The organism is Stenotrophomonas sp. STEN009 (genome assembly GCF_056760395.1).
This window is the reverse complement of record NZ_JBRRES010000033.1, coordinates 1-17,013: the sequence shown is the minus strand read 5'-3', so window position 1 is coordinate 17,013 and position 17,013 is coordinate 1. Positions and strand designations below refer to the sequence as shown.

16 protein-coding genes and 1 pseudogene are annotated in these 17,013 nt (G+C 67.9%); 10 read left to right on the top strand and 7 right to left on the bottom strand.

Translation table 11 applies throughout. From position 1 onward, the window contains the following. The first annotated feature begins 16 nt into the window (after positions 1-16). Entirely contained in the window at positions 17-2,398 is a 2,382-nt protein-coding gene (pbpC, locus tag ACVOMM_RS14810) for a penicillin-binding protein 1C (protein ID WP_481526448.1), read from the top strand. Positions 2,399-2,441: 43 nt separating this feature from the next. Here pbpC and ACVOMM_RS14805 read toward each other — a convergent pair whose 3' ends face one another. Beyond that, positions 2,442-3,017 (bottom strand): ferritin-like domain-containing protein, encoded by a 576-nt coding sequence (locus tag ACVOMM_RS14805; RefSeq protein ID WP_197572018.1) that lies wholly within the window; start codon positions 3,015-3,017, stop codon positions 2,442-2,444. Positions 3,018-3,046: 29 nt separating this feature from the next. Further along, positions 3,047-3,529 carry a redoxin family protein gene (locus ACVOMM_RS14800; protein ID WP_481526447.1) on the bottom strand — a complete coding sequence of 161 codons (483 nt, stop codon included), beginning with the start codon at positions 3,527-3,529 and terminating at the stop codon, positions 3,047-3,049. A 261-nt stretch (positions 3,530-3,790) separates the two neighbouring features. Here ACVOMM_RS14800 and ACVOMM_RS14795 point away from each other — a divergent pair, with 261 nt between their 5' ends. Continuing rightward, positions 3,791-4,675: a DnaJ C-terminal domain-containing protein gene (locus tag ACVOMM_RS14795; RefSeq protein ID WP_164151592.1), complete on the top strand. Its 885-nt coding sequence runs from the start codon at positions 3,791-3,793 to the stop codon at positions 4,673-4,675. A gap of 118 nt (positions 4,676-4,793) precedes the next feature. Here the strand turns inward: ACVOMM_RS14795 and pilH are convergent, their stop codons facing one another. Together pilH and ACVOMM_RS14785 are read right to left on the bottom strand one after the other, a co-directional pair. Further along, positions 4,794-5,165: a twitching motility response regulator PilH gene (gene pilH / locus ACVOMM_RS14790; RefSeq protein ID WP_053518630.1), complete on the bottom strand. Its 372-nt coding sequence runs from the start codon at positions 5,163-5,165 to the stop codon at positions 4,794-4,796. Positions 5,166-5,253: 88 nt separating this feature from the next. After that, positions 5,254-6,249 carry a YhdH/YhfP family quinone oxidoreductase gene (locus ACVOMM_RS14785; RefSeq protein WP_053518628.1) on the bottom strand — a complete coding sequence of 332 codons (996 nt, stop codon included), beginning with the start codon at positions 6,247-6,249 and terminating at the stop codon, positions 5,254-5,256. 151 nt (positions 6,250-6,400) lie between these two features. Here ACVOMM_RS14785 and hflK point away from each other — a divergent pair, with 151 nt between their 5' ends. From hflK to ACVOMM_RS14755, 6 genes and pseudogenes are all read left to right on the top strand, one after another. Continuing rightward, the gene (gene hflK / locus ACVOMM_RS14780; protein ID WP_065182642.1) at positions 6,401-7,534 is read left to right on the top strand and encodes an FtsH protease activity modulator HflK; all 1,134 of its coding nucleotides are present in this window, start codon (positions 6,401-6,403) and stop codon (positions 7,532-7,534) included. Then, positions 7,531-8,394 (top strand): protease modulator HflC, encoded by an 864-nt coding sequence (gene hflC / locus ACVOMM_RS14775; RefSeq protein ID WP_065182643.1) that lies wholly within the window; start codon positions 7,531-7,533, stop codon positions 8,392-8,394. Before hflK ends, hflC begins: the two co-directional genes overlap by 4 nt. Positions 8,395-8,459: 65 nt before the next feature. Then, on the top strand, positions 8,460-8,645 hold the full coding sequence (locus tag ACVOMM_RS14770; protein WP_481526446.1) for a DUF2065 domain-containing protein: 186 nt from the start codon (positions 8,460-8,462) through the stop codon (positions 8,643-8,645). Positions 8,646-8,921: 276 nt separating this feature from the next. Beyond that, entirely contained in the window at positions 8,922-10,214 is a 1,293-nt protein-coding gene (locus ACVOMM_RS14765; RefSeq protein ID WP_053518619.1) for an adenylosuccinate synthase, read from the top strand. Positions 10,215-10,374: 160 nt separating this feature from the next. Next, on the top strand, positions 10,375-10,731 hold the full coding sequence (locus ACVOMM_RS14760; RefSeq protein ID WP_065182644.1) for a hypothetical protein: 357 nt from the start codon (positions 10,375-10,377) through the stop codon (positions 10,729-10,731). Positions 10,732-10,803: 72 nt separating this feature from the next. Continuing rightward, a pseudogene (locus tag ACVOMM_RS14755) lies at positions 10,804-11,069 on the top strand (hypothetical protein); the annotation flags it as partial. 103 nt (positions 11,070-11,172) lie between these two features. On the opposite strand, the gene ACVOMM_RS14750 reads toward ACVOMM_RS14755, so the two are convergent. Together ACVOMM_RS14750 and ACVOMM_RS14745 are read right to left on the bottom strand one after the other, a co-directional pair. Then, on the bottom strand, positions 11,173-11,814 hold the full coding sequence (locus tag ACVOMM_RS14750; RefSeq protein WP_164151601.1) for a M23 family metallopeptidase: 642 nt from the start codon (positions 11,812-11,814) through the stop codon (positions 11,173-11,175). Between the two features lie 4 nt (positions 11,815-11,818). Continuing rightward, positions 11,819-12,778, bottom strand: a complete 960-nt coding sequence (locus ACVOMM_RS14745) for a L,D-transpeptidase family protein (RefSeq protein ID WP_346475982.1) — start codon at positions 12,776-12,778, stop codon at positions 11,819-11,821. 234 nt (positions 12,779-13,012) lie between these two features. Here ACVOMM_RS14745 and ACVOMM_RS14740 point away from each other — a divergent pair, with 234 nt between their 5' ends. Continuing rightward, a complete protein-coding gene (locus tag ACVOMM_RS14740; protein WP_481526445.1) occupies positions 13,013-15,139 on the top strand; it encodes a methyl-accepting chemotaxis protein in 2,127 nt (708 codons plus the stop codon). Between the two features lie 55 nt (positions 15,140-15,194). On the opposite strand, the gene ACVOMM_RS14735 is transcribed toward ACVOMM_RS14740, so the two are convergent. Continuing rightward, positions 15,195-15,986 (bottom strand): hypothetical protein, encoded by a 792-nt coding sequence (locus ACVOMM_RS14735; protein WP_481526444.1) that lies wholly within the window; start codon positions 15,984-15,986, stop codon positions 15,195-15,197. A 108-nt stretch (positions 15,987-16,094) separates the two neighbouring features. Here ACVOMM_RS14735 and ACVOMM_RS14730 point away from each other — a divergent pair, with 108 nt between their 5' ends. Then, positions 16,095-16,886 (top strand): hypothetical protein, encoded by a 792-nt coding sequence (locus tag ACVOMM_RS14730; RefSeq protein WP_065174820.1) that lies wholly within the window; start codon positions 16,095-16,097, stop codon positions 16,884-16,886. The last annotated feature ends 127 nt before the right edge of the window (positions 16,887-17,013 follow it).

Below are 17,013 nucleotides of genomic sequence, written 5' to 3'. Positions count from 1 at the left end.
CTGCTGGCAACCTGCAATGAAGAACGCGATGACGACCCGGCGGGCGGACCTGTGCCGCCGGCTGCGGCCGCTGTGGCCGTGGCTGCGCTGGGGAACGGCGGGTCTGCTGACGCTGCTGCTGGTACTGGACGTCGTTTTCCCGCCGCCACTGCCGAAGCAGCGCGACACCAGCACCCTGGTGGTGGCTGCCGACGGCACGCCACTGCGTGCGTTCGCCGATGCCGAGGGCGTGTGGCGCTATCCGGCCTCGATCGACAGCGTCTCGCCGTTGTACCTGCAGGCGTTGTTGACCTACGAGGACCGCTGGTTCTGGCGCCATCCGGGCATCAACCCGCTGGCGATCCTGCGTGCCAGCGGCCAGCTGCTGCGCGGCGGCCGCATCGTTTCCGGTGGCTCGACCCTGACCATGCAGGTGGCACGCATCCTCGACCCGCATTCGCGTACCCCGTGGGGCAAGCTCAAGCAGGTGCTGCGGGCCCTGCAGCTGGAAATGCATCTTTCCAAGCGGGAGATCCTGGCCCTGTATCTGGAGCGTGCGCCCTACGGCGGCACCATCGAGGGCGTGGAGGCTGCCAGCTGGGCCTACCTGGGCAAGCCGGCCGCGCAGCTGTCACATGCCGAGGCCGCGTTGCTGGCGGTGCTGCCACAGGCACCCAGCCGCCTGCGCCCGGACCGCCATCCGGAAGCGGCCGAGAAGGCACGTGACAAGGTGCTGGCACGCATGGCCGAACGGGGGGCGTGGACACCGGATGAGGTGGAGGATGCACGCATCGAGAACGTGGTGGCGCGGTCGCTGCGACCGCCGCTGCATGCGGCATTGCTGGCGCAGCGGCTGCATGCGGCACACCCCGGCCAGGCGCGCATCCGGAGCAGCATCGACATCGGCCTGCAGCGTACACTGGAAGAGCGCGTGGCCAGCTATTTCTCGAGCCTGCCGGAGCGGACGTCGGCGGCATTGCTGGTGGTCGACAACCAGACCCTGCAGGCGCGCGCCTACGTGGGAACGCTGTCCTTCGGCGACCGCCAGCGCCTGGGCCACGTCGACATGGTGCAGGCCTGGCGCTCGCCGGGTTCGACCCTCAAGCCGTTCCTGTACGCGATGGCGCTGGATGACGGCCTGATCCACTCGGAGAGCCTGCTGGTGGACGCGCCGCAGAGCTTCGGCAGCTACCGTCCGGGCAACTTCGACATGGCGTTCAATGGCCCGATCGGCGCCTCCAGTGCGTTGCGTCTGTCGCTCAACGTACCCTCGGTGGACCTGCTGCAGCGGGTCGGCGCCGCGCGCTTTGCCGCGCGCCTGTCACACGCCGGCATCCAGCTGCGTTTTCCCGCGGGCAGCCCCCCCAATCTCTCGCTGATACTTGGTGGCACCGGCGCGAGGCTGGAAGATCTGGTCGGGGCATTCGCCGCACTGAACCGCAACGGTATCGCCGGCCGCGTGCGCTACACCGATGACGAGCCGATGATCGAGCGGCGGTTGGCGTCGCCGGGGGCGAGCTGGATCGTACGCGAGATGCTGGAGTCGAACCCGCGTCCGGGGTATGGCGTGGGCACCTTCGATGTGGGAGGGCGCCCCCGCGTTGCCTGGAAGACCGGGACCAGTTACGGCTACCGCGATGCCTGGGCCATCGGCAGCACGCGGCATTACACCGTGGGCGTATGGGTGGGGCGGCCCGACGGCACGCCCCTGCCGGGCCAGTACGGCGCGGTCACCGCGCTGCCGCTGATGTTCGAGGTGGTCGACAGTCTGCCGCGCCAGCGTGGCGATTCGGCGGCGGCACCGATGCCGGCCAGCGTCAGCCAGGGCGACATCTGCTGGCCGACCGGTGAACGCGCCGAAGGATTGCCGCCGGCCGTGTGCCAGCGGCGGATGCCGGCGTACCTGCTCGACGGCGCCGTACCGCTCACGTTCCCCGAGCGCGAAGCCCGGCGTTGGCAACCGGGCCGTCAGCGCTACCTGGCAGATGCACGCACCGGTCTGCGCGTCTCGGCCGATTGTCGTCTGCCCCATGAGGAGGTGGCGCGCGAAATCGCCCGTTGGCCGGCGCTGCTGTCGCCGTGGCTGCCGAAGGCGACCCGGGAGCTGTCGCAGCTGCCGGCGCTGTCACCGGACTGCCGCGACGATGGCCGTGAGGCCAGCGTGGCGCTGCACGTGGACGGTCTGAATGACGGGGCCACGCTGGCGCGCGCGCCCAATGCCGAACACGGCGTGCGCCTGCAGCTGCGCGCGCTGGGCAGCGAGCAGGCAGTGGACTGGCTGCTGGATGGCCGCTGGATCGCACAGACCCGGGGATCTCAGCTGATGCAGCGCGAGTTCGCCGAACCGGGTACCCATACGCTGACCGCGCTGGCTGCCGATGGCGCGTGGACGCAGGTGCGTTTCAACGTCCTCCGGTAGGTGCCGGCTCACGGCCGGCACGCGGTATCCGATACGCGCAGCGCTATTCCCCGATCCACCCGTCCAGCAGGTCGGCGAACTCATCGGCGTGCTCTTCTTCCTGCGCCAGGATCTCCTCGAGGATGCGCTTGGTGGTCGTGTCGCGATCACCGATGAAGTCGATCATCTCGCGGTAGCTGTCGATGGCAATGCGTTCGGCGACCAGATTCTCGCGGACCATGTCACGCAGGTCGCTGCCCTCCTTGTACTCGGCATGCGAACGCGCGCTCAGCGTGTCCGGATTGAGGTCCGGCTCGCCGCCGAGCTGGACGATGCGTTCGGCCAGCTTGCCAGCATGCGCTTGTTCCTGCTGCGCGTGCTCAAGGAACTCGGCCTTGACCGCATCGGCCAGCATCCCCTTGGCGGTGAAGTAATGCCGGTAGTAGCGCAGCACACAGACATACTCGGTGGCGAGGGCGTCGTTGAGCAGTTTGATCACGGCCTTGCGGTCGGCACTGTAGCTTTCGGTGATCGCGCCATCTTCAATATTGCGCCGCGCGCGTTCGCGCAGGACCTTGCGGTCGCTGATGCCGGGAAGCGGGTGGGCAGACGTGGTGGCGTTGGCTGGCGTATTGGACATGGCTGGCCGTTTCCTCTTGCGGTGGAAGATCAGGTGGGCAGGTGCTCCAGCACGTACTCGGCCGAGGACACTTCGAACTGCCCGGGCTGCTCGATCCAGGCCGCGCGGACGACGCCGTCGTCCACGTACAGGGCAAACCGGCGCGAGCGGACGCCCATGCCCGAAGCACTGGCATCCAGTTCCAGGCCCAGCGCGCGGGTCAGTTCGGCATTGCCGTCGGACAGCATCAGCAGGCCCTCGGGTACGTGCTGGTCAGCGGCCCAGGCCTTCATCACGAACGGATCGTTGACCGCCATGCAGTAGACCTCGATGCCGCGCTGGCGGAACGCCTCGAACTTCTCGACGAAGCCGGGCAGGTGGCGGGCGGAGCAAGTGGGGGTGAAGGCGCCGGGCACGGCGAACAGCACCACTTTGCGGGCGTCGAACAGCGAGTGCGTATCGAGCGTCTCGATGCCCTCGCGGATGCGCTTGAGGGTCACTTCCGGAATGCGGTCGCCGACATGGATGGTCATGATGGACTCCTTGCTGGGGCAGGCTAGTGGACGGGATGGGACAGGGGCGTCAAGACATTGGAAACCCCGCGTGCAGGCCCCATCTTCAGGGGGCACGCGCCAGGGTTCCAGCCACAGCGTGGCGCAGGCCGATGGCAGGCGCATTGCGCAGGATCAGTCGGCCTCACCGGGGCCGCACGAGGGGCGGCGTAGCATCGCCGGCGCGTAGAATGAACCCGGGGCGGCGCCACCGGCGCGGCCGAAGCGAATCGAGGTAGCTGGATGGAATTCAAGGATTACTACGCCACCCTGGGGGTGGAACCGAGTGCGGGTGATGCGGAGATCAAGACCGCATACCGCCGGCTGGCACGCAAGTACCACCCGGACGTCAGCAAGGAGGCCGGGGCCGAAGACAGGTTCAAGGCGGTCAATGAAGCCTATGAGGCGCTGCGCGATCCGGAAAAGCGCGCGGCCTATGACCAGCTGCGCGCGCAGGGCTACCGGCCGGGCGAGGAATTCAATGTGCCGCCGAACTACGGTGGTGGTGGCTTCAATTTCGAGGAAGTGTTCGGCGGTGGTGGCCCCAATGGCGGCTTCAGCGACTTCTTCGAGAGCCTGTTCGCCCGCCAGCGCGGTGGCCAGGGACCGGGCGCGGGATTCAGCAGCCAGGGGCATGCACCCAACCGCGATACCCGCGCCAAGCTGTCCGTGCCGCTGGAGGCCGCCTACAACGGCGACAGCCTGCGCATCACCGTCAACGGCAGGCAGCTGGATGTGCGCGTGCCCAAGGGCATCCGTCCCGGCCAGGTGATCCGTCTGGCGGGGCAGGGCAACCACGGTGGCAACCTGCTGCTGGAGGTGGAGTACGCCGCACACCCGCAGTTCGAGGTCGATGGCCGCAACATCCTGTATTCGCTGCAGGTCACGCCCTGGCAGGCGGCGCTGGGCACCAGCATCAGCGTGCCCACGCTGGGCGGCGCGGTGGAGCTGAAGATTCCGGCCGATTCCGAAGCCGGTCGCAAGCTTCGCCTGCGCGGCCGCGGCCTGCCGGGCAATCCCGATGGCGATCAGATCGTCGAGCTGGAGATCATTGCCCCGGCCGCCACCGACGAAGCGCAGAAGAAGGCATACCGCAACCTGGCCAAGGCCTTCGGCGAATCAATCTGACGTCCTGTGCAGCGCCCTCGGTGAATCAACCCAGGGGTAGCCGCGGGGGGGGGGCCCCCCCCGGCGCCCGACCCCACGCCCCCCCCCCCCCCCCCCCCTACCCGCGCATGCTGCGGCTTCAGCCCTGCCCGGCGAACACCCGCTCCAGCACCTCGGACAGCTCATCTTCCGAGAACGGTTTGGTGATGTAGGCCTTGGCGCCCTGGCGCATGCCCCACATGCGGTCGGTGTCCTGGTCCTTGGTGGTCACCAGGATCACCGGGATGTGCCGGGTCGCCTCGTCGCGGGCGAGGGTGCGGGTCGCCTGGAAACCGTTGAGGTTGGGCATGACCACGTCCATCAGCACCAGATCGGGCAGCTCGGCACGGGCGGCCTCCACCCCGGCGGCACCATCGGTGGCGGTCAGGATCTGGTGCCCGAGCTTCTCGACGATGCGCTGTATCCCCAACAGCTGCGACGGTGAGTCGTCGACGATCAGAATGCGTGCCATGTTGTTCCCCAGGTAATGCCCGCAGTGTAGTGCGGGCGGATTACCGGCGGGAGGGCGGCGCCTGCCGTCCGTCGCCTGCCTGCAACGTTCAGTCGATCCGTACCACCGTGCGTCCCAGCGAGCCGCCGGCCAGCATGCGCTCGAACACCTCCGGCAGCGCCTCCAGGCCGACTTCCGCCGTACAGATCTGCTGCAGATGCTGCGGCTTCCAGTCGTCGCCCAAGCGCGCCCAGACGGTTTCGCGCAGGGCGCGTGGCGCGTTGGCCGAAGAAACGCCCAGCAGCGATACGCCACGCAGGATGAAGGGCATCACCGTCATGTCCAGCTTCGGGCTGGCGGCGAGGCCTGCGCTGACCACGCTGCCGTAGGGCACGGTCTGCGCCAGCAGGCTGGCAAGCATGTCGCCGCCGGCATTGTCCAGGCCCCCGCCGAAGCGCCCGGTCTGCAACGGGCCGGTATCGGCCAACGCCTCGCGTGGCAGAACCTCGCTGGCGCCGATGTCGCGCAGGAAGCGGGCCTGCTCCGGCTTGCCGCTGACGGCGTGCACGGTATAGCCGGCGCGGCTGAAGATCGACAGCGCCAGGGCACCCACGCCACCGCTGGCGCCGGTCACCGCCAGCGGGCCCAGATCCGGGGTCTGCCGATTGTCCTGCAGGCGCAGCAGCGCCAACGCGGCGGTGAAACCGGCCGTGCCCAGCACCATCGCCTCGCGCGGGCTGAGCCCGGGCGGCTGCGCGATCACCGCACTCGACTCCAGCCGCACGTACTGGCTGTAGCCGCCGTCGCGGGTTTCGCTCAGGCCGCAGCCGGTGGCCAGCACGGCGTCGCCCTCGCGCCAGGCCGGGTCGGTGGAGGCCACGACCGTGCCGGCCACATCGATGCCGCCCACCAGCGGGAAGCGGCGCAGGATCCGGCCCTTGCCGGTGCCGGCCAGGGCGTCCTTGTAATTGACCGAGGACCACCGGGCGCGGATCAGCACCTGCCCGGGGTTGAGGTCGTCGACCCCCAGCCGGGTCAGGCCGCTGCGGTAGCCGGCGTCGTCGCTCTCGATGCGGAAGGCGGTGAACGGGGTGGTGGGGACCATCGGCGTGCCTGACTTCGAGGAAAACGCCACCTTACCCCGTTCGCCCCCTTTCGATCCTGCCGATCCGCCCCATCTTGTATGATCGGTGATGGTTCACGGCTGGCGCCGCGGGAAGGGCCCGCGCCGCAGCCCATATCTTGATGGAGCGTGCATGGCCTGGAATACACCCGGCGGCAACAAGGGCGGACAAGGCCCCGAGGACAATCGACGCGGGCCGTTCGGGTCGCGCGGCGGTGGCAATGGTGGTGGCTGGGGCGGGCTGCCCGGGCCGTTGAAGGATCTGTTCGATGGCGGCATCGTCCGCTGGGTGGTGGCAGCCCTGGTGCTGCTGGTGCTGTTCTCCAGCTTCCAGCTGATCGGCGAGCAGCAGCGTGGCGTGGTGCTGCGCTTCGGCCAGTTCTCGCGCATCCTGCAGCCCGGACCGAACTTCAAGCTGCCGTGGCCGATCGAGTCGGTCACCAAGGTCAACGCGACCGAGATCAAGACCTTCTCGATCCAGGTTCCGGTGCTGACCCGCGACGAGAACATCGTCAACGTGTCGTTGAACGTGCAGTACCGCATCGATGATCCGCAGCAGTACCTGTTCGGCACGGTCGATGCCAACCAGGTGCTGGAACAGTCGGCCCAGAGTGCCGTGCGCGAGGAAGTCGGCCGTGCCGATCTGAACGCCGTGCTGAACAACCGTGGCCCGCTGGCCGCGGCTGCCGAGGAGCGCCTGCAGGCGCTGCTGCGCGCGTTCAAGACCGGCCTGACCGTCACTGGCCTGACCCTGCAGGACGCCCGTCCGCCGGAGGAAGTGAAGCCGGCCTTCGACGAGGTCAACGGTGCGCAGCAGGTCAAGGAACGCCTGATCAACGAAGCCCAGGCCTACGCCGCCAAGGTCGTGCCGGAAGCACGAGGCCAGGCCTCGCGCGCCCGTACCACCGCCGAAGGCTACAAGCAGGCCGTCGTGTCCAAGGCCGAGGGTGATGCGCAGCGATTCAGCCTGCTGCAGGCCCAGTACAAGGATGCGCCGGACGTGACCCGCAAGCGCCTGTGGCTGGAAACGGTGCAGCAGGTGCTGAGCGAGAACCGCAAGGTGATCGGTGGCGATGGCCGCCAGCTGATCTACGTGCCGATGACCGGCGATACCCGTCCTGCGACGTCGGCCGCCGGCGTGCCGAATCCGGACGTGGTGATGCCTTCGTTGCCGGGTACCACGGCAGCGGAACCTTCCCGTGACCCGGGCCGGCCCACGGGCCGCCCGACCGGGCGACCGAGCGGCCGTGAGGAGGGCAGCCGATGAAGAGTCCAATCTGGATCGCCGTGATCGTGGCGGTGGTGCTGGGCCTGCTGGGCTCGGTGTACGTGGTCCGCGAGGACCAGACCGCCATGGTCCTGAACCTGGGCAAGGTAGTGCGCTCGGACATCAAGCCGGGCCTGCACTTCAAGCTGCCGATCGTGGAAACGGTGAAGGTCTTCGACCGCCGCTTCCAGGTGCTTGATACCGCCCCTGCGCGTTACTTCACCGCCGAGCAGAAGGACGTCAGCGTCGACTTCTTCGCGATCGGCCGCATCTCCAACGTGGGTGACTACTTCCGCGCCACCGGCGGCGATCCGCGCATCGCCAATGCCCGCCTGGCACCGATCATCACCGACTCGCTGCGCAACCAGATCAACTCGCGCACCCTGCAGCAGCTGGTGTCCGGCGACCGCACCGAGCTGATCAACGAGCAACGCAAGAACATCAACGAGGCGGTGGCGGGGCTGGGCATGCAGATCATCGATCTGCGCATCAAGCAGGTCGATCTGCCGACCGACAGCCAGGTCATCAACGACGTGTATGAGCGCATGCGCGCCCAGCGCAAGCAGGAGGCCGCCAAGCTGCGCGCCGAAGGCGAGGAACAGTCGCTGACGATCCGCGCCCAGGCCGACCGCGACAGCACCGTGCTGATCGCCGAAGCCGAGCGTGATGCCCAGCGCCTGCGCGGTGAAGGTGATGCCGATGCCGCGCGCATCTATGGCAAGGCCGGTTCTGCCGATCCGGCGTTCTACGCCTTCTACCGCAGCCTGGAGGCCTACCGTGGCTCCATGACCGACGGCAACGGCGTGATCGTGCTCGACAAGAACGACCCGTTCCTGCAGTACCTCAAGAGCGATCGCTGAGGTCGCACGCACTACCCACGGGGCCCGGCCAGATGCCGGGCCCCGTGCCATTTCTGGAGTTCCCGATGAAAGACCTGTTCGCGGCCGTGTGCCTGGTCGCGATGCTGGAAGGCCTGTTCCTGTTCGCGGCCCCGCTGGCCTGGAAGCGCATGGCCGAGCGCCTGCTGGACCTGCCTGGACCGGCCCTGCGCAGCTTTGGCGGCCTGATCCTGCTGGCCGGCCTGAGCCTGCTGTGGTGGGCACGGCATTAGCAGCGGGTCATATTCCTTTCCGCAGGAAAGGGATCTGACCCCGTTTCGGGCCCCTGACCGCTGGGTGAAGCCGTCCGTCGGAAAGGTGGCACCCGACCCCGGAAACCCGGATAATGCACAAAAGCCGGACGGGCCTCCCCCGTTCGGCTTTTTCCGTGTCTGGGCCATCCATCGCCGGCCGCTCCCCGTTTGGAGCCGCCATGACCGCGCTGGCCACCCCCGCCACGGTTTACCCGTCCGCGGCCCCGATGGCCGCAACAAATCGAGGAGCCCGTCATGGGTCAGTCTGTCGTAGTGTTGGGTGCCCAGTGGGGCGATGAAGGCAAGGGCAAGATCGTCGATCTGCTCACTGAGGAAATCGGCGCGGTCGTGCGCTTCCAGGGCGGCCACAATGCTGGCCACACGCTGGTCATCAACGGCAAGAAGACCGTCCTGCACCTGATCCCGTCCGGCATCCTGCGCGACGACGCACTGTGCCTGATCGGCAACGGCGTGGTGATCTCGCCGGCCGCGCTGCAGAAGGAAATCGCCGAGCTGGAAACCTCCGGCGTGGAAGTGCGTTCGCGCCTGAAGATCTCCCCAGCCGCGCCGCTGATCATGCCTTACCACATCGCCCTGGACCAGGCGCGCGAACGCGCTGCCGGCGGCAAGGCGATCGGCACCACCGGGCGTGGCATCGGCCCGGCCTACGAAGACAAGGTGGCACGTCGCGGCATCCGCATCGCCGACCTGCATTACCCCAAGCAGCTGGAAGAACTCCTGCGCACCGCGCTGGATTACCACAACTTCGTGCTGACCAAGTACCTCAACACCGACGCGATCGACTTCCAGAAGACCTACGACGAGGCACTGGCCTTCGGCGAGTACGTCGAGCCGATGAAGTCCGACGTTGCCGGCATCCTGCACGACCTGCGCAAGCAGGGTAAGCGCGTGCTGTTCGAAGGTGCGCAGGGCGCGCTGCTGGACATCGACCACGGCACCTATCCGTACGTCACCAGCTCCAACACCACCGTCGGCGGCGCACTGGCCGGCGCCGGCGTGGGTGCCGATGCGATCGACTACGTGCTGGGCATCGCCAAGGCCTACGCCACCCGCGTCGGCGGCGGTCCGTTCCCGACCGAACTGGACGATGAGATCGGCCAGGGCATCCGCGACCGCGGTGCCGAGTACGGCGCCTCGACCGGCCGTCCGCGTCGCTGCGGCTGGATGGATATCGTCGCGCTCAAGCGCGCCGTGGCCATCAACGGCATCAGCGGCCTGTGCATCACCAAGCTGGACGTGCTGGACGGCATGGAGAAGCTGAAGGTCTGCATCGCCTACGAATACCGCGGCAAGCGTACCGAGTACGCGCCGCTGGACGCGCAGGGCTGGGAAGAGTGCACCCCGGTGTACCTGGAGTTCCCGGGCTGGAGCGAGAACACCCACGGCATCACCCAGTGGGATGACCTGCCGCCGGCCGCGCGCGCCTACCTGCGTTCGCTGGAGGAGCTGGCGGGCTGCCCGATCAGCATCGTCTCGACCGGCCCCGATCGCGACCACACCATGGTCCTGCAGGATCCGTTCGCCTGAGTGTCCGCCAGGCCACGCCGGGCCCGGTCCGGCGTGGTGGTAACGCTGTTCAATTGAAAAAAGAGCGCCGCGACTCCCTGTGGGGTCGCGGCGCTTCAGTTTGGGCCGGTTTCATCTGTCGGCGGTGGCGCTGTCAAGTGCAGCCACGGAAGCCGACACCATGACCGCTCGCAAGACCCCGCCGTTCCATGTTGTTGAGCCCATCAACGACGACGCCAATCCCGCCGACGATCTCAGCACGTTCCAGGGATGCCTCACCCGCATCCGTGATGGCGAGGGCTCCGATGGCATGTTGTGGCCGGAGGAGAACCTGTCCGACGGACGACGTCAGTCCTTGGCGCGGATCGACCGTGCGGCCGTGGGCATCCTCACCGCGGTGGAGATGCTGCATGCGGCCAACCGTTGCGCCACCATGGCGACGCCGCGCAGGCACCTGGACGAAGGTGGGGTGGAAGGGCTGTTCTTCGCCTGCCGCGAACTTGCCGAGCCGGTCTGCAGAGAAGTCAGGCCGGCCTGACCCCCTTCCGCATGTGCGATGCCTGGCCTCGCCATCTGGCGAGGTATCGGGTGGGTTCACGCGCTTCAGACTGACTTCCGCGCTGGCGCGCGTTCGGGCGTGCCGGGCTCCGGCATCACCCGCGCGCTGGAATCGGTTGAGTCCGCTGGAATTGCCGCCTCGTACTTCGGCTATGGGCGTGGCGACGCACGTCCGCGCGGGCGTTCCTGGCTGTGGCTGACCGTGCTGGAGGTCTGTGGCCGTTCTTCTTCTGGCAGCCCCTGGCACTGCTGTTACTGATTGCCGGTGGCGGGCTGGCGACCGCCAGCATCGCGCTGCGGCGGTGGCGACGCCGGTAGCGCCGGGCCATGCCCGGCGGGGTACTTGTCAGATACCCAATACGGCTGGGATCGTGCCCAAATCGGGCATCACTGCGACTGGCTCTGCCACGCGGCACACGCGCTACCCTCCCGCCTGCAACAGCGGGTACGGATTGATCGATTCCCCCTTCCACCACTGCTTCTCCGGCCCCAGCACGTGCACTTCGAAATGCAGGTGCGGGGCCTCGGCGCTGGCGTTGCCGGTGCTGCCTACGTAGCCAATCACCTCGCCACGCTTGATCACCTGCTTTTCGGCCAGGCCATCGGCATAGCGTTGCAGGTGGGCGTAGTAGTAGCACCAGTGCCCGCTCGGCTCGAACTGGTAGATCGTCAGCCCCCCACGCTTGCTGTCGAACAGCTTTTCCACAGTCCCATCGGCCACTGCCAACACCGGTGTTCCTGCGTCGGCCATGATGTCGATTGCATCATGCACGCGCCCTTCGCTGCGGGCATCGGTGAAGGTATCGCGCAGCTGCGAAGGCAGTACGCCCTGCACCGGCAGCAGCAGGCCGCTTGGCGCATCGGTGGCGCTGGACGGCGGCACCGCCGTGGGAGCCGCAGCGCCCACACGCGGCGTCGCAGCCGCAACCTCCGGCGCCGCAGCCACCGCAGGTGGTGCTGCAGGCCGGGCAACCGCTACTGGCTCACCCGCATCGCGGCGCAGCCACCAGCCCATTCCCACACCCACCAGCACGCCCAGCACGATCAACTGCGAAAGTCGCATCGGCTCACTCCTGCATAACCACGGGGACAGAGGTATCCACCGCATCGGCCACGCGCAGTGCATCCCAGTTGGTCATGCGCACGCAGCCATGCGATTCGGTCTTGCCGACATGCCCGGGTACCGGCGTTCCGTGCAGACCATAGTGGGGTTTGGACAGATCGATCCAGACCCGGCCGACGGGATTGTTCGGACCGGGCGGCAGCATGGCCTTCTTCTCGCCTTTGCGCGCATCCCAGAACAGCTTGGGGTTGTAGTGGAACGGCGGGTCGCGATGGACGCCGAGAATCTTCCATTCACCGATCGGCAGCGGATCGTGCTGGCTGCCGGACGAAACCGGCACCTGTGCGATCACCTTGCCCTGCGCATCCAGCAACTGAAGAGTGGAATCGGACTTGTCGACCACGATCTTCGCCGCCTTCGGCAATGCCGCGGGGGCGATGTTGGGCACCTGGATACGGCTGCCGGCCTTGGCCAGATCGACGCCGGGGTTGAGCAACTTCAGAAGGGCAGGGGACGCGTGGAAGCGTTCACCGAGCGCTTCCTCGACGCTGCTGTAACCCAGCGACTTCAGCTTTGCCTGTGCGGCGGGTTTCTTGGGAATGGACTGGAACGGACCGGCAACATCCTCGGCCGTCAGCGTGTAGCTGGCCAGCGGCGCGATCGTCTCGGCCTGGAGAGCCTCCCAGGTGCTGTCGTCCAGCTCTCCGCTCACCGTCAGGCCGTGTGCCGCCTGGAAGCCGGCCACGGCCCGATGCTGGTTGCTGCCGACTTCACCGTCGATCTCGCCCGGGGAGAAATTGGCGCGATCCAGCAACACTTGGGCGTGCAGCGGCGAGCGGGCTGCTGTATCGGGTCCGGCCTTCTCGGCAATGGGCTCCGGCAGCTGGGCCGGAGGCGGTACCTGCGCGAAGGCGGGCGACACCAGCAAGGACAGGGCGAGCAGGGCGGGGCGGTACACGGGCATGAAGATCTCCGGCAGATGGCAGCTCCACCCTGCCCGCAGAGGCTGCGCAGCCTCCGTGAAAGCAACCTGATGCCGGCATGAGCAGGGCAGCCCCGGCGTGGCTCAGGCCCTTGTCGCAGAAGTACGGGGCGGGCCTCACCAAGGTGAACGGCTGCCGACGCCCGTGCTTGTTGCCGATCAAGATTGCCGGTGGCGCGGCCGATACGGGCGCATCCCCCCGTTTTGGATGTACCCATGGATTACTTGAGGAATGTCAGGGTTGCCTGGCGTCTTGGGCTGGGCTTTGGCCTGTTGCTGCTGCTGGTCGCGGCCGTGGTGGCCACCGGCGCCACCGCCAGTGTCGTGCAGAAGCGCGCGATGCAGCAGGTAGTCGACGTCAGTGTGGCCAAGGTACGCCTGCTGTCGCAGATGCTCGATGCCAACAACCAGATGATGGTAGTGCGCCGCGAAATGCTGATCCGCCAGGGCGAAGACCGCGGCAGCGACGAGAAGCGCATTGCCGACCTGGTCAAGCGCTACGAGGCGGATTGGTCCGCCTATCAGGCACTGCCGAGCGATGCCGAGGGCAAGGCCATCGCTGAAACCATCGCGGCCAAGCGCGCCCTTGCGCGCCCGCTCAACAAGCAGACCAGCGAACTGATGGAGCAGGGCGACTACCCCGCTGCCGTGGCACTGACCCTGGGGCCGGTGCAGGACGCGGCCAACGGCTGGAACAAGGCATTGTCCGAGGGAGTCGACTTCGAAGAGAAGGAAAGCCGCGAGGCCGCCGCCGAGGCGATCCGCCTGGGTGAACGCAGTCTGCTGCAGTTGCTGGTGCTGGGAGGCGTGGCCCTGCTGGTCGGCATTGCCGCCTCGGTGATGATCGGTCGCAGCCTGACCGGTCCGCTGGCACGCGCGGTGAACCTGGCCGAGCGCCTGTCCAAGGGCCAGCTGGACCAGGAATTCCGCCTCGGCGGCCGTGACGAGCTGACCCGGCTGGGCGAGGCGATGGCCAGCGTGCGGCAGAGCGTGCAGGCCGCCATCGGGGCGCAGATGCACATGGCCGAGCAGCACGAGGCGGGTGCGATCCGCTACCGCATGGACGCCAGCGCGTTTCCGGGCGATTTCGGGCGCATGGTGCAGGCCACCAACAGCCTGGTGGAATCACACGTGCAGGTGGAACTGCTGATGGCCGAGGTCATGCAGCGCTATGCCATCGGCGACCTCAGCCGCGACCTTCCGGACTATCCCGGCGAGAAGGGTACGCTGACCCGCACCCTGGCCGCAGTGAAACAGAGCCTGCTGGCAGTCAACACCCAGATTGACGACCTGGTCCGCGCGGCGCGCGCCGGAGATTTCAGCGTGCGTGGGGATGCCAGTGCGTTCCAGTATCAGTTCAGGGCGATGGTCGAGCAGCTCAACGGCATGATGGCCAGTTCGCAGGCCAGCATCGCCGACGTCTCCGATGTGCTGCGCGCGATCTCCGGGGGCGACCTCACTGCGCGCATGGACGGTCACTACGACGGCGTGTTCGCCCGCATGCGCGACGATGCCAACACCACCACGGCCCAGCTGACCGGCATCGTGCGCGGCATCCAGGACGCTGCCGACAGCATCAACACTGCCGCGCAGGAGCTCGCCGCCGGCAACAGCGACCTGTCGCGCCGTACCGAACAGCAGGCCGCCAACCTGGAAGAAGCGGCGGCATCGATGGAAGAACTGACCTCGACCGTCCGCCAGAATGCCGAGCTGGCCCGCCAGGCCGACAGCGAGGCACACGCTGCCGGCGCGGCGGTGCGGGCCACCGAACAGGCAATGGCACAGATGGCATCTGTGATGGGAGAGATCGATCAGTCCTCGGCGCGCATCTCGGAAATCTCCACGGTCATCGATGGCATCGCCTTCCAGACCAACATCCTGGCCTTGAACGCTGCGGTGGAAGCTGCCCGCGCGGGTGAGCAGGGCCGCGGCTTTGCCGTGGTCGCCAGTGAAGTGCGCACGCTGGCGCAGCGTGCGGGCATCGCCGCCAAGGAGATCAAGGAACTCATCGAAGAGGCGGCAGGCAAGGTGCAGAGCGGTCTGGCGGTCACGGTCGAGTCGGAAGCGGCCATTGCCCGCTTGGCACAGGCCAGCGCACGCACCAACCAACTGATGAGTGACATCGCTGCGGCGAGCAAGGAACAGGCGGCCGGCATCGAACAGGTCAATCAGGTGGTGGTGCAGATGGATCAGGTGACCCAGCAGAATGCCGCACTGGTGGAAGAAGCCACTGCCGCCAGCCGTGCGCTGGAAGAGCAGGCCAATGCGCTGACCGCGTCGGTCGCGGTGTTCCATATCGAGCAGAGCGGTGCAGTCCGCACGGTGGCAGCACGCGCGGCCTGACCGTCGGCAGCCGCCTGAAGGCACGGGCCGCCACGTGTTCGCGCGTGGTGGCCGGTCAGTCCTGCATGCGGCGGATGCGGCCGTCCTCGATCTTCCAGATCACGTCCTTACCCGTGGAGACGTACATCGGCGAGCGGGCCCACAGGCTCCAGAACACATGGATCTCGGTCGGTGTCGGGTCCTGCAGATGGGTGATGAACATCGCCGCACCGGGTGGCGCACGCTTCAGCTGGATGCAGCTGTGGGTGAAGGCGCGGCGGGAGACGATCCGACCGTGGGCGATGTCGAGACGATGCGTGCCGCCCAGCGGAACTACGGCAGGATCGGTGGTGGCGGGCAGCAGGTAGACCGTCCACGCATCGGCGGCCGTACCGGGCGCCGGAAGAACCACGCTGTTGTAGGTCTGCGCGCAGGCGTCGAAGGCGCTGTTCAACGCCAGTGCCCGTGCGGCGGCAGCGCCGGCCTGGTAGGTCGTTGGCGCCGCTGGAACATCCAGAGTCTCGGTTGCGCCGGTCATCCTTCCCTGCGCGTCGGTGGCGGCCCTATACAGGACCACTGCGCCGTCGCCGATCATGCTGACTTCGTAGTGGCTGCCGCGCTGTTCGGTTATCCAGCCCCTTACCCGGGTGTCGCCGCGCATACCGTGTGCGAACAGGGCGTCGGTTGCGCGCTCGGCCGCCAGGTCGTGCTCGAACATCTGCCGGCCACGCGCTTCAGCCTGTGCGACGGCCTGCGCGGTACCCACATCGTCCGCTGGCGCGGCGGGAGCCCGCGCATTGCCGGAAACGGCCGGTGACGCGGCGCAGAGCCACGCCAGCAGCCCCAACATGCCAGTCCATCGTTTCATGGCCCTTTCCTCCCCTCTGCGCCCTGCGGCACCGTGGAGTATGCCGCAGGCCGGTGGTCTACCGCGCGCCACCTTTTTCGGCGATGCTCGCTGAAAAGGGGAGCGGGCATGGACAACAGGGAACCGGAAGGGACCTATGGCGATGTGCCGCGGGTGCAGGGCATCGAGGTGGCTGCGGCGCCACCGGAGCCGGAAGCAGCGACCGACTGGTCGATGCTGCCGCTGACCCGTGGTGATGATGACTCGGCGGTGATGCAGGCGCTGTCCCGCATGCGCCGTGAGCCGGCACTGCTGTTCACCACTGCCTATCTGCTGGTGTCGCTGCTGGGGCTGTGGTGCAGCTTCTGGTTTTACCGGGGATTCGAGCTGTCGATTCTGGATTACCTGCAGCCCAGCGATTTCCTGGTGGCCGGCATCCGTGACCCGGCGTATGCACTGCTGCTGGCTGCGGGCGTGCTGCTGGTGCTGCTGGTGAGCTGGCCGGAAACGCTGCGGATGCGCAATGCGGCCAAGCTCGAGCAACTGCGCGCACGCAACTGGGCATGGCGGGCGGTGCTCATGCGCTCGGTACTGACCAGCTGGGAGGGCGTAGGTCTGCGGCCGCTGACGGCGATGACCCTGGCCGTGGCCGCTTTCATGGCCATCGGCGCGGCCAACTACGTGCAGGTGCGGGGGCAGCAGATCCGCAACGAGGGACGTGGGGAAGTGATCCGCCTGCAGTTGAACGGCGACGCGGCGCCCTTGCCTGGCACCGCGCGCCTGCTGGGCTCCAGCAGCGCATTCCTGTTCGTCTGGTGGCCGCAGCAGCGACGGGCCGAAGCGATTCCGATCGCTGCGGTCCGCAAGCTGCAGGCGGTGGCCGTGGCGGCACCCGCGCCCAAGGGCCGGGCCGGCGATTGACTGAGCCGTGGGGGCCCCCCGGGGTGATGGTGGCCCCCGGGCGCCACCGGCCCCGGGAGGGGCCCCCGCCGAGGGTGGCCCCCGGGCGGGCGGGGGGGGGGAAACCCCCCGCCCGGGGGCGCGCCGG

Excerpts from the sequence above, each read along its gene's own strand:
- ACVOMM_RS14750 (WP_164151601.1), bottom strand. The coding sequence starts at position 11,814 with ATGCGACTTTCGCAGTTGATCGTGCTGGGCGTGCTGGTGGGTGTGGGA.
- ACVOMM_RS14770 (WP_481526446.1), top strand. The coding sequence starts at position 8,460 with ATGAAAGACCTGTTCGCGGCCGTGTGCCTGGTCGCGATGCTGGAAGGC.
- ACVOMM_RS14805 (WP_197572018.1), bottom strand. The coding sequence starts at position 3,017 with ATGTCCAATACGCCAGCCAACGCCACCACGTCTGCCCACCCGCTTCCC.
- ACVOMM_RS14795 (WP_164151592.1), top strand. The coding sequence starts at position 3,791 with ATGGAATTCAAGGATTACTACGCCACCCTGGGGGTGGAACCGAGTGCG.
- ACVOMM_RS14785 (WP_053518628.1), bottom strand. The coding sequence starts at position 6,249 with ATGGTCCCCACCACCCCGTTCACCGCCTTCCGCATCGAGAGCGACGAC.
- ACVOMM_RS14745 (WP_346475982.1), bottom strand. The coding sequence starts at position 12,778 with ATGCCCGTGTACCGCCCCGCCCTGCTCGCCCTGTCCTTGCTGGTGTCG.
- ACVOMM_RS14760 (WP_065182644.1), top strand. The coding sequence starts at position 10,375 with ATGACCGCTCGCAAGACCCCGCCGTTCCATGTTGTTGAGCCCATCAAC.
- ACVOMM_RS14735 (WP_481526444.1), bottom strand. The coding sequence starts at position 15,986 with ATGAAACGATGGACTGGCATGTTGGGGCTGCTGGCGTGGCTCTGCGCC.
- ACVOMM_RS14800 (WP_481526447.1), bottom strand. The coding sequence starts at position 3,529 with ATGACCATCCATGTCGGCGACCGCATTCCGGAAGTGACCCTCAAGCGC.
- hflC (WP_065182643.1), top strand. The coding sequence starts at position 7,531 with ATGAAGAGTCCAATCTGGATCGCCGTGATCGTGGCGGTGGTGCTGGGC.
- hflK (WP_065182642.1), top strand. The coding sequence starts at position 6,401 with ATGGCCTGGAATACACCCGGCGGCAACAAGGGCGGACAAGGCCCCGAG.
- pilH (WP_053518630.1), bottom strand. The coding sequence starts at position 5,165 with ATGGCACGCATTCTGATCGTCGACGACTCACCGTCGCAGCTGTTGGGG.
- pbpC (WP_481526448.1), top strand. The coding sequence starts at position 17 with ATGAAGAACGCGATGACGACCCGGCGGGCGGACCTGTGCCGCCGGCTG.
- ACVOMM_RS14730 (WP_065174820.1), top strand. The coding sequence starts at position 16,095 with ATGGACAACAGGGAACCGGAAGGGACCTATGGCGATGTGCCGCGGGTG.
- ACVOMM_RS14765 (WP_053518619.1), top strand. The coding sequence starts at position 8,922 with ATGGGTCAGTCTGTCGTAGTGTTGGGTGCCCAGTGGGGCGATGAAGGC.
- ACVOMM_RS14740 (WP_481526445.1), top strand. The coding sequence starts at position 13,013 with ATGGATTACTTGAGGAATGTCAGGGTTGCCTGGCGTCTTGGGCTGGGC.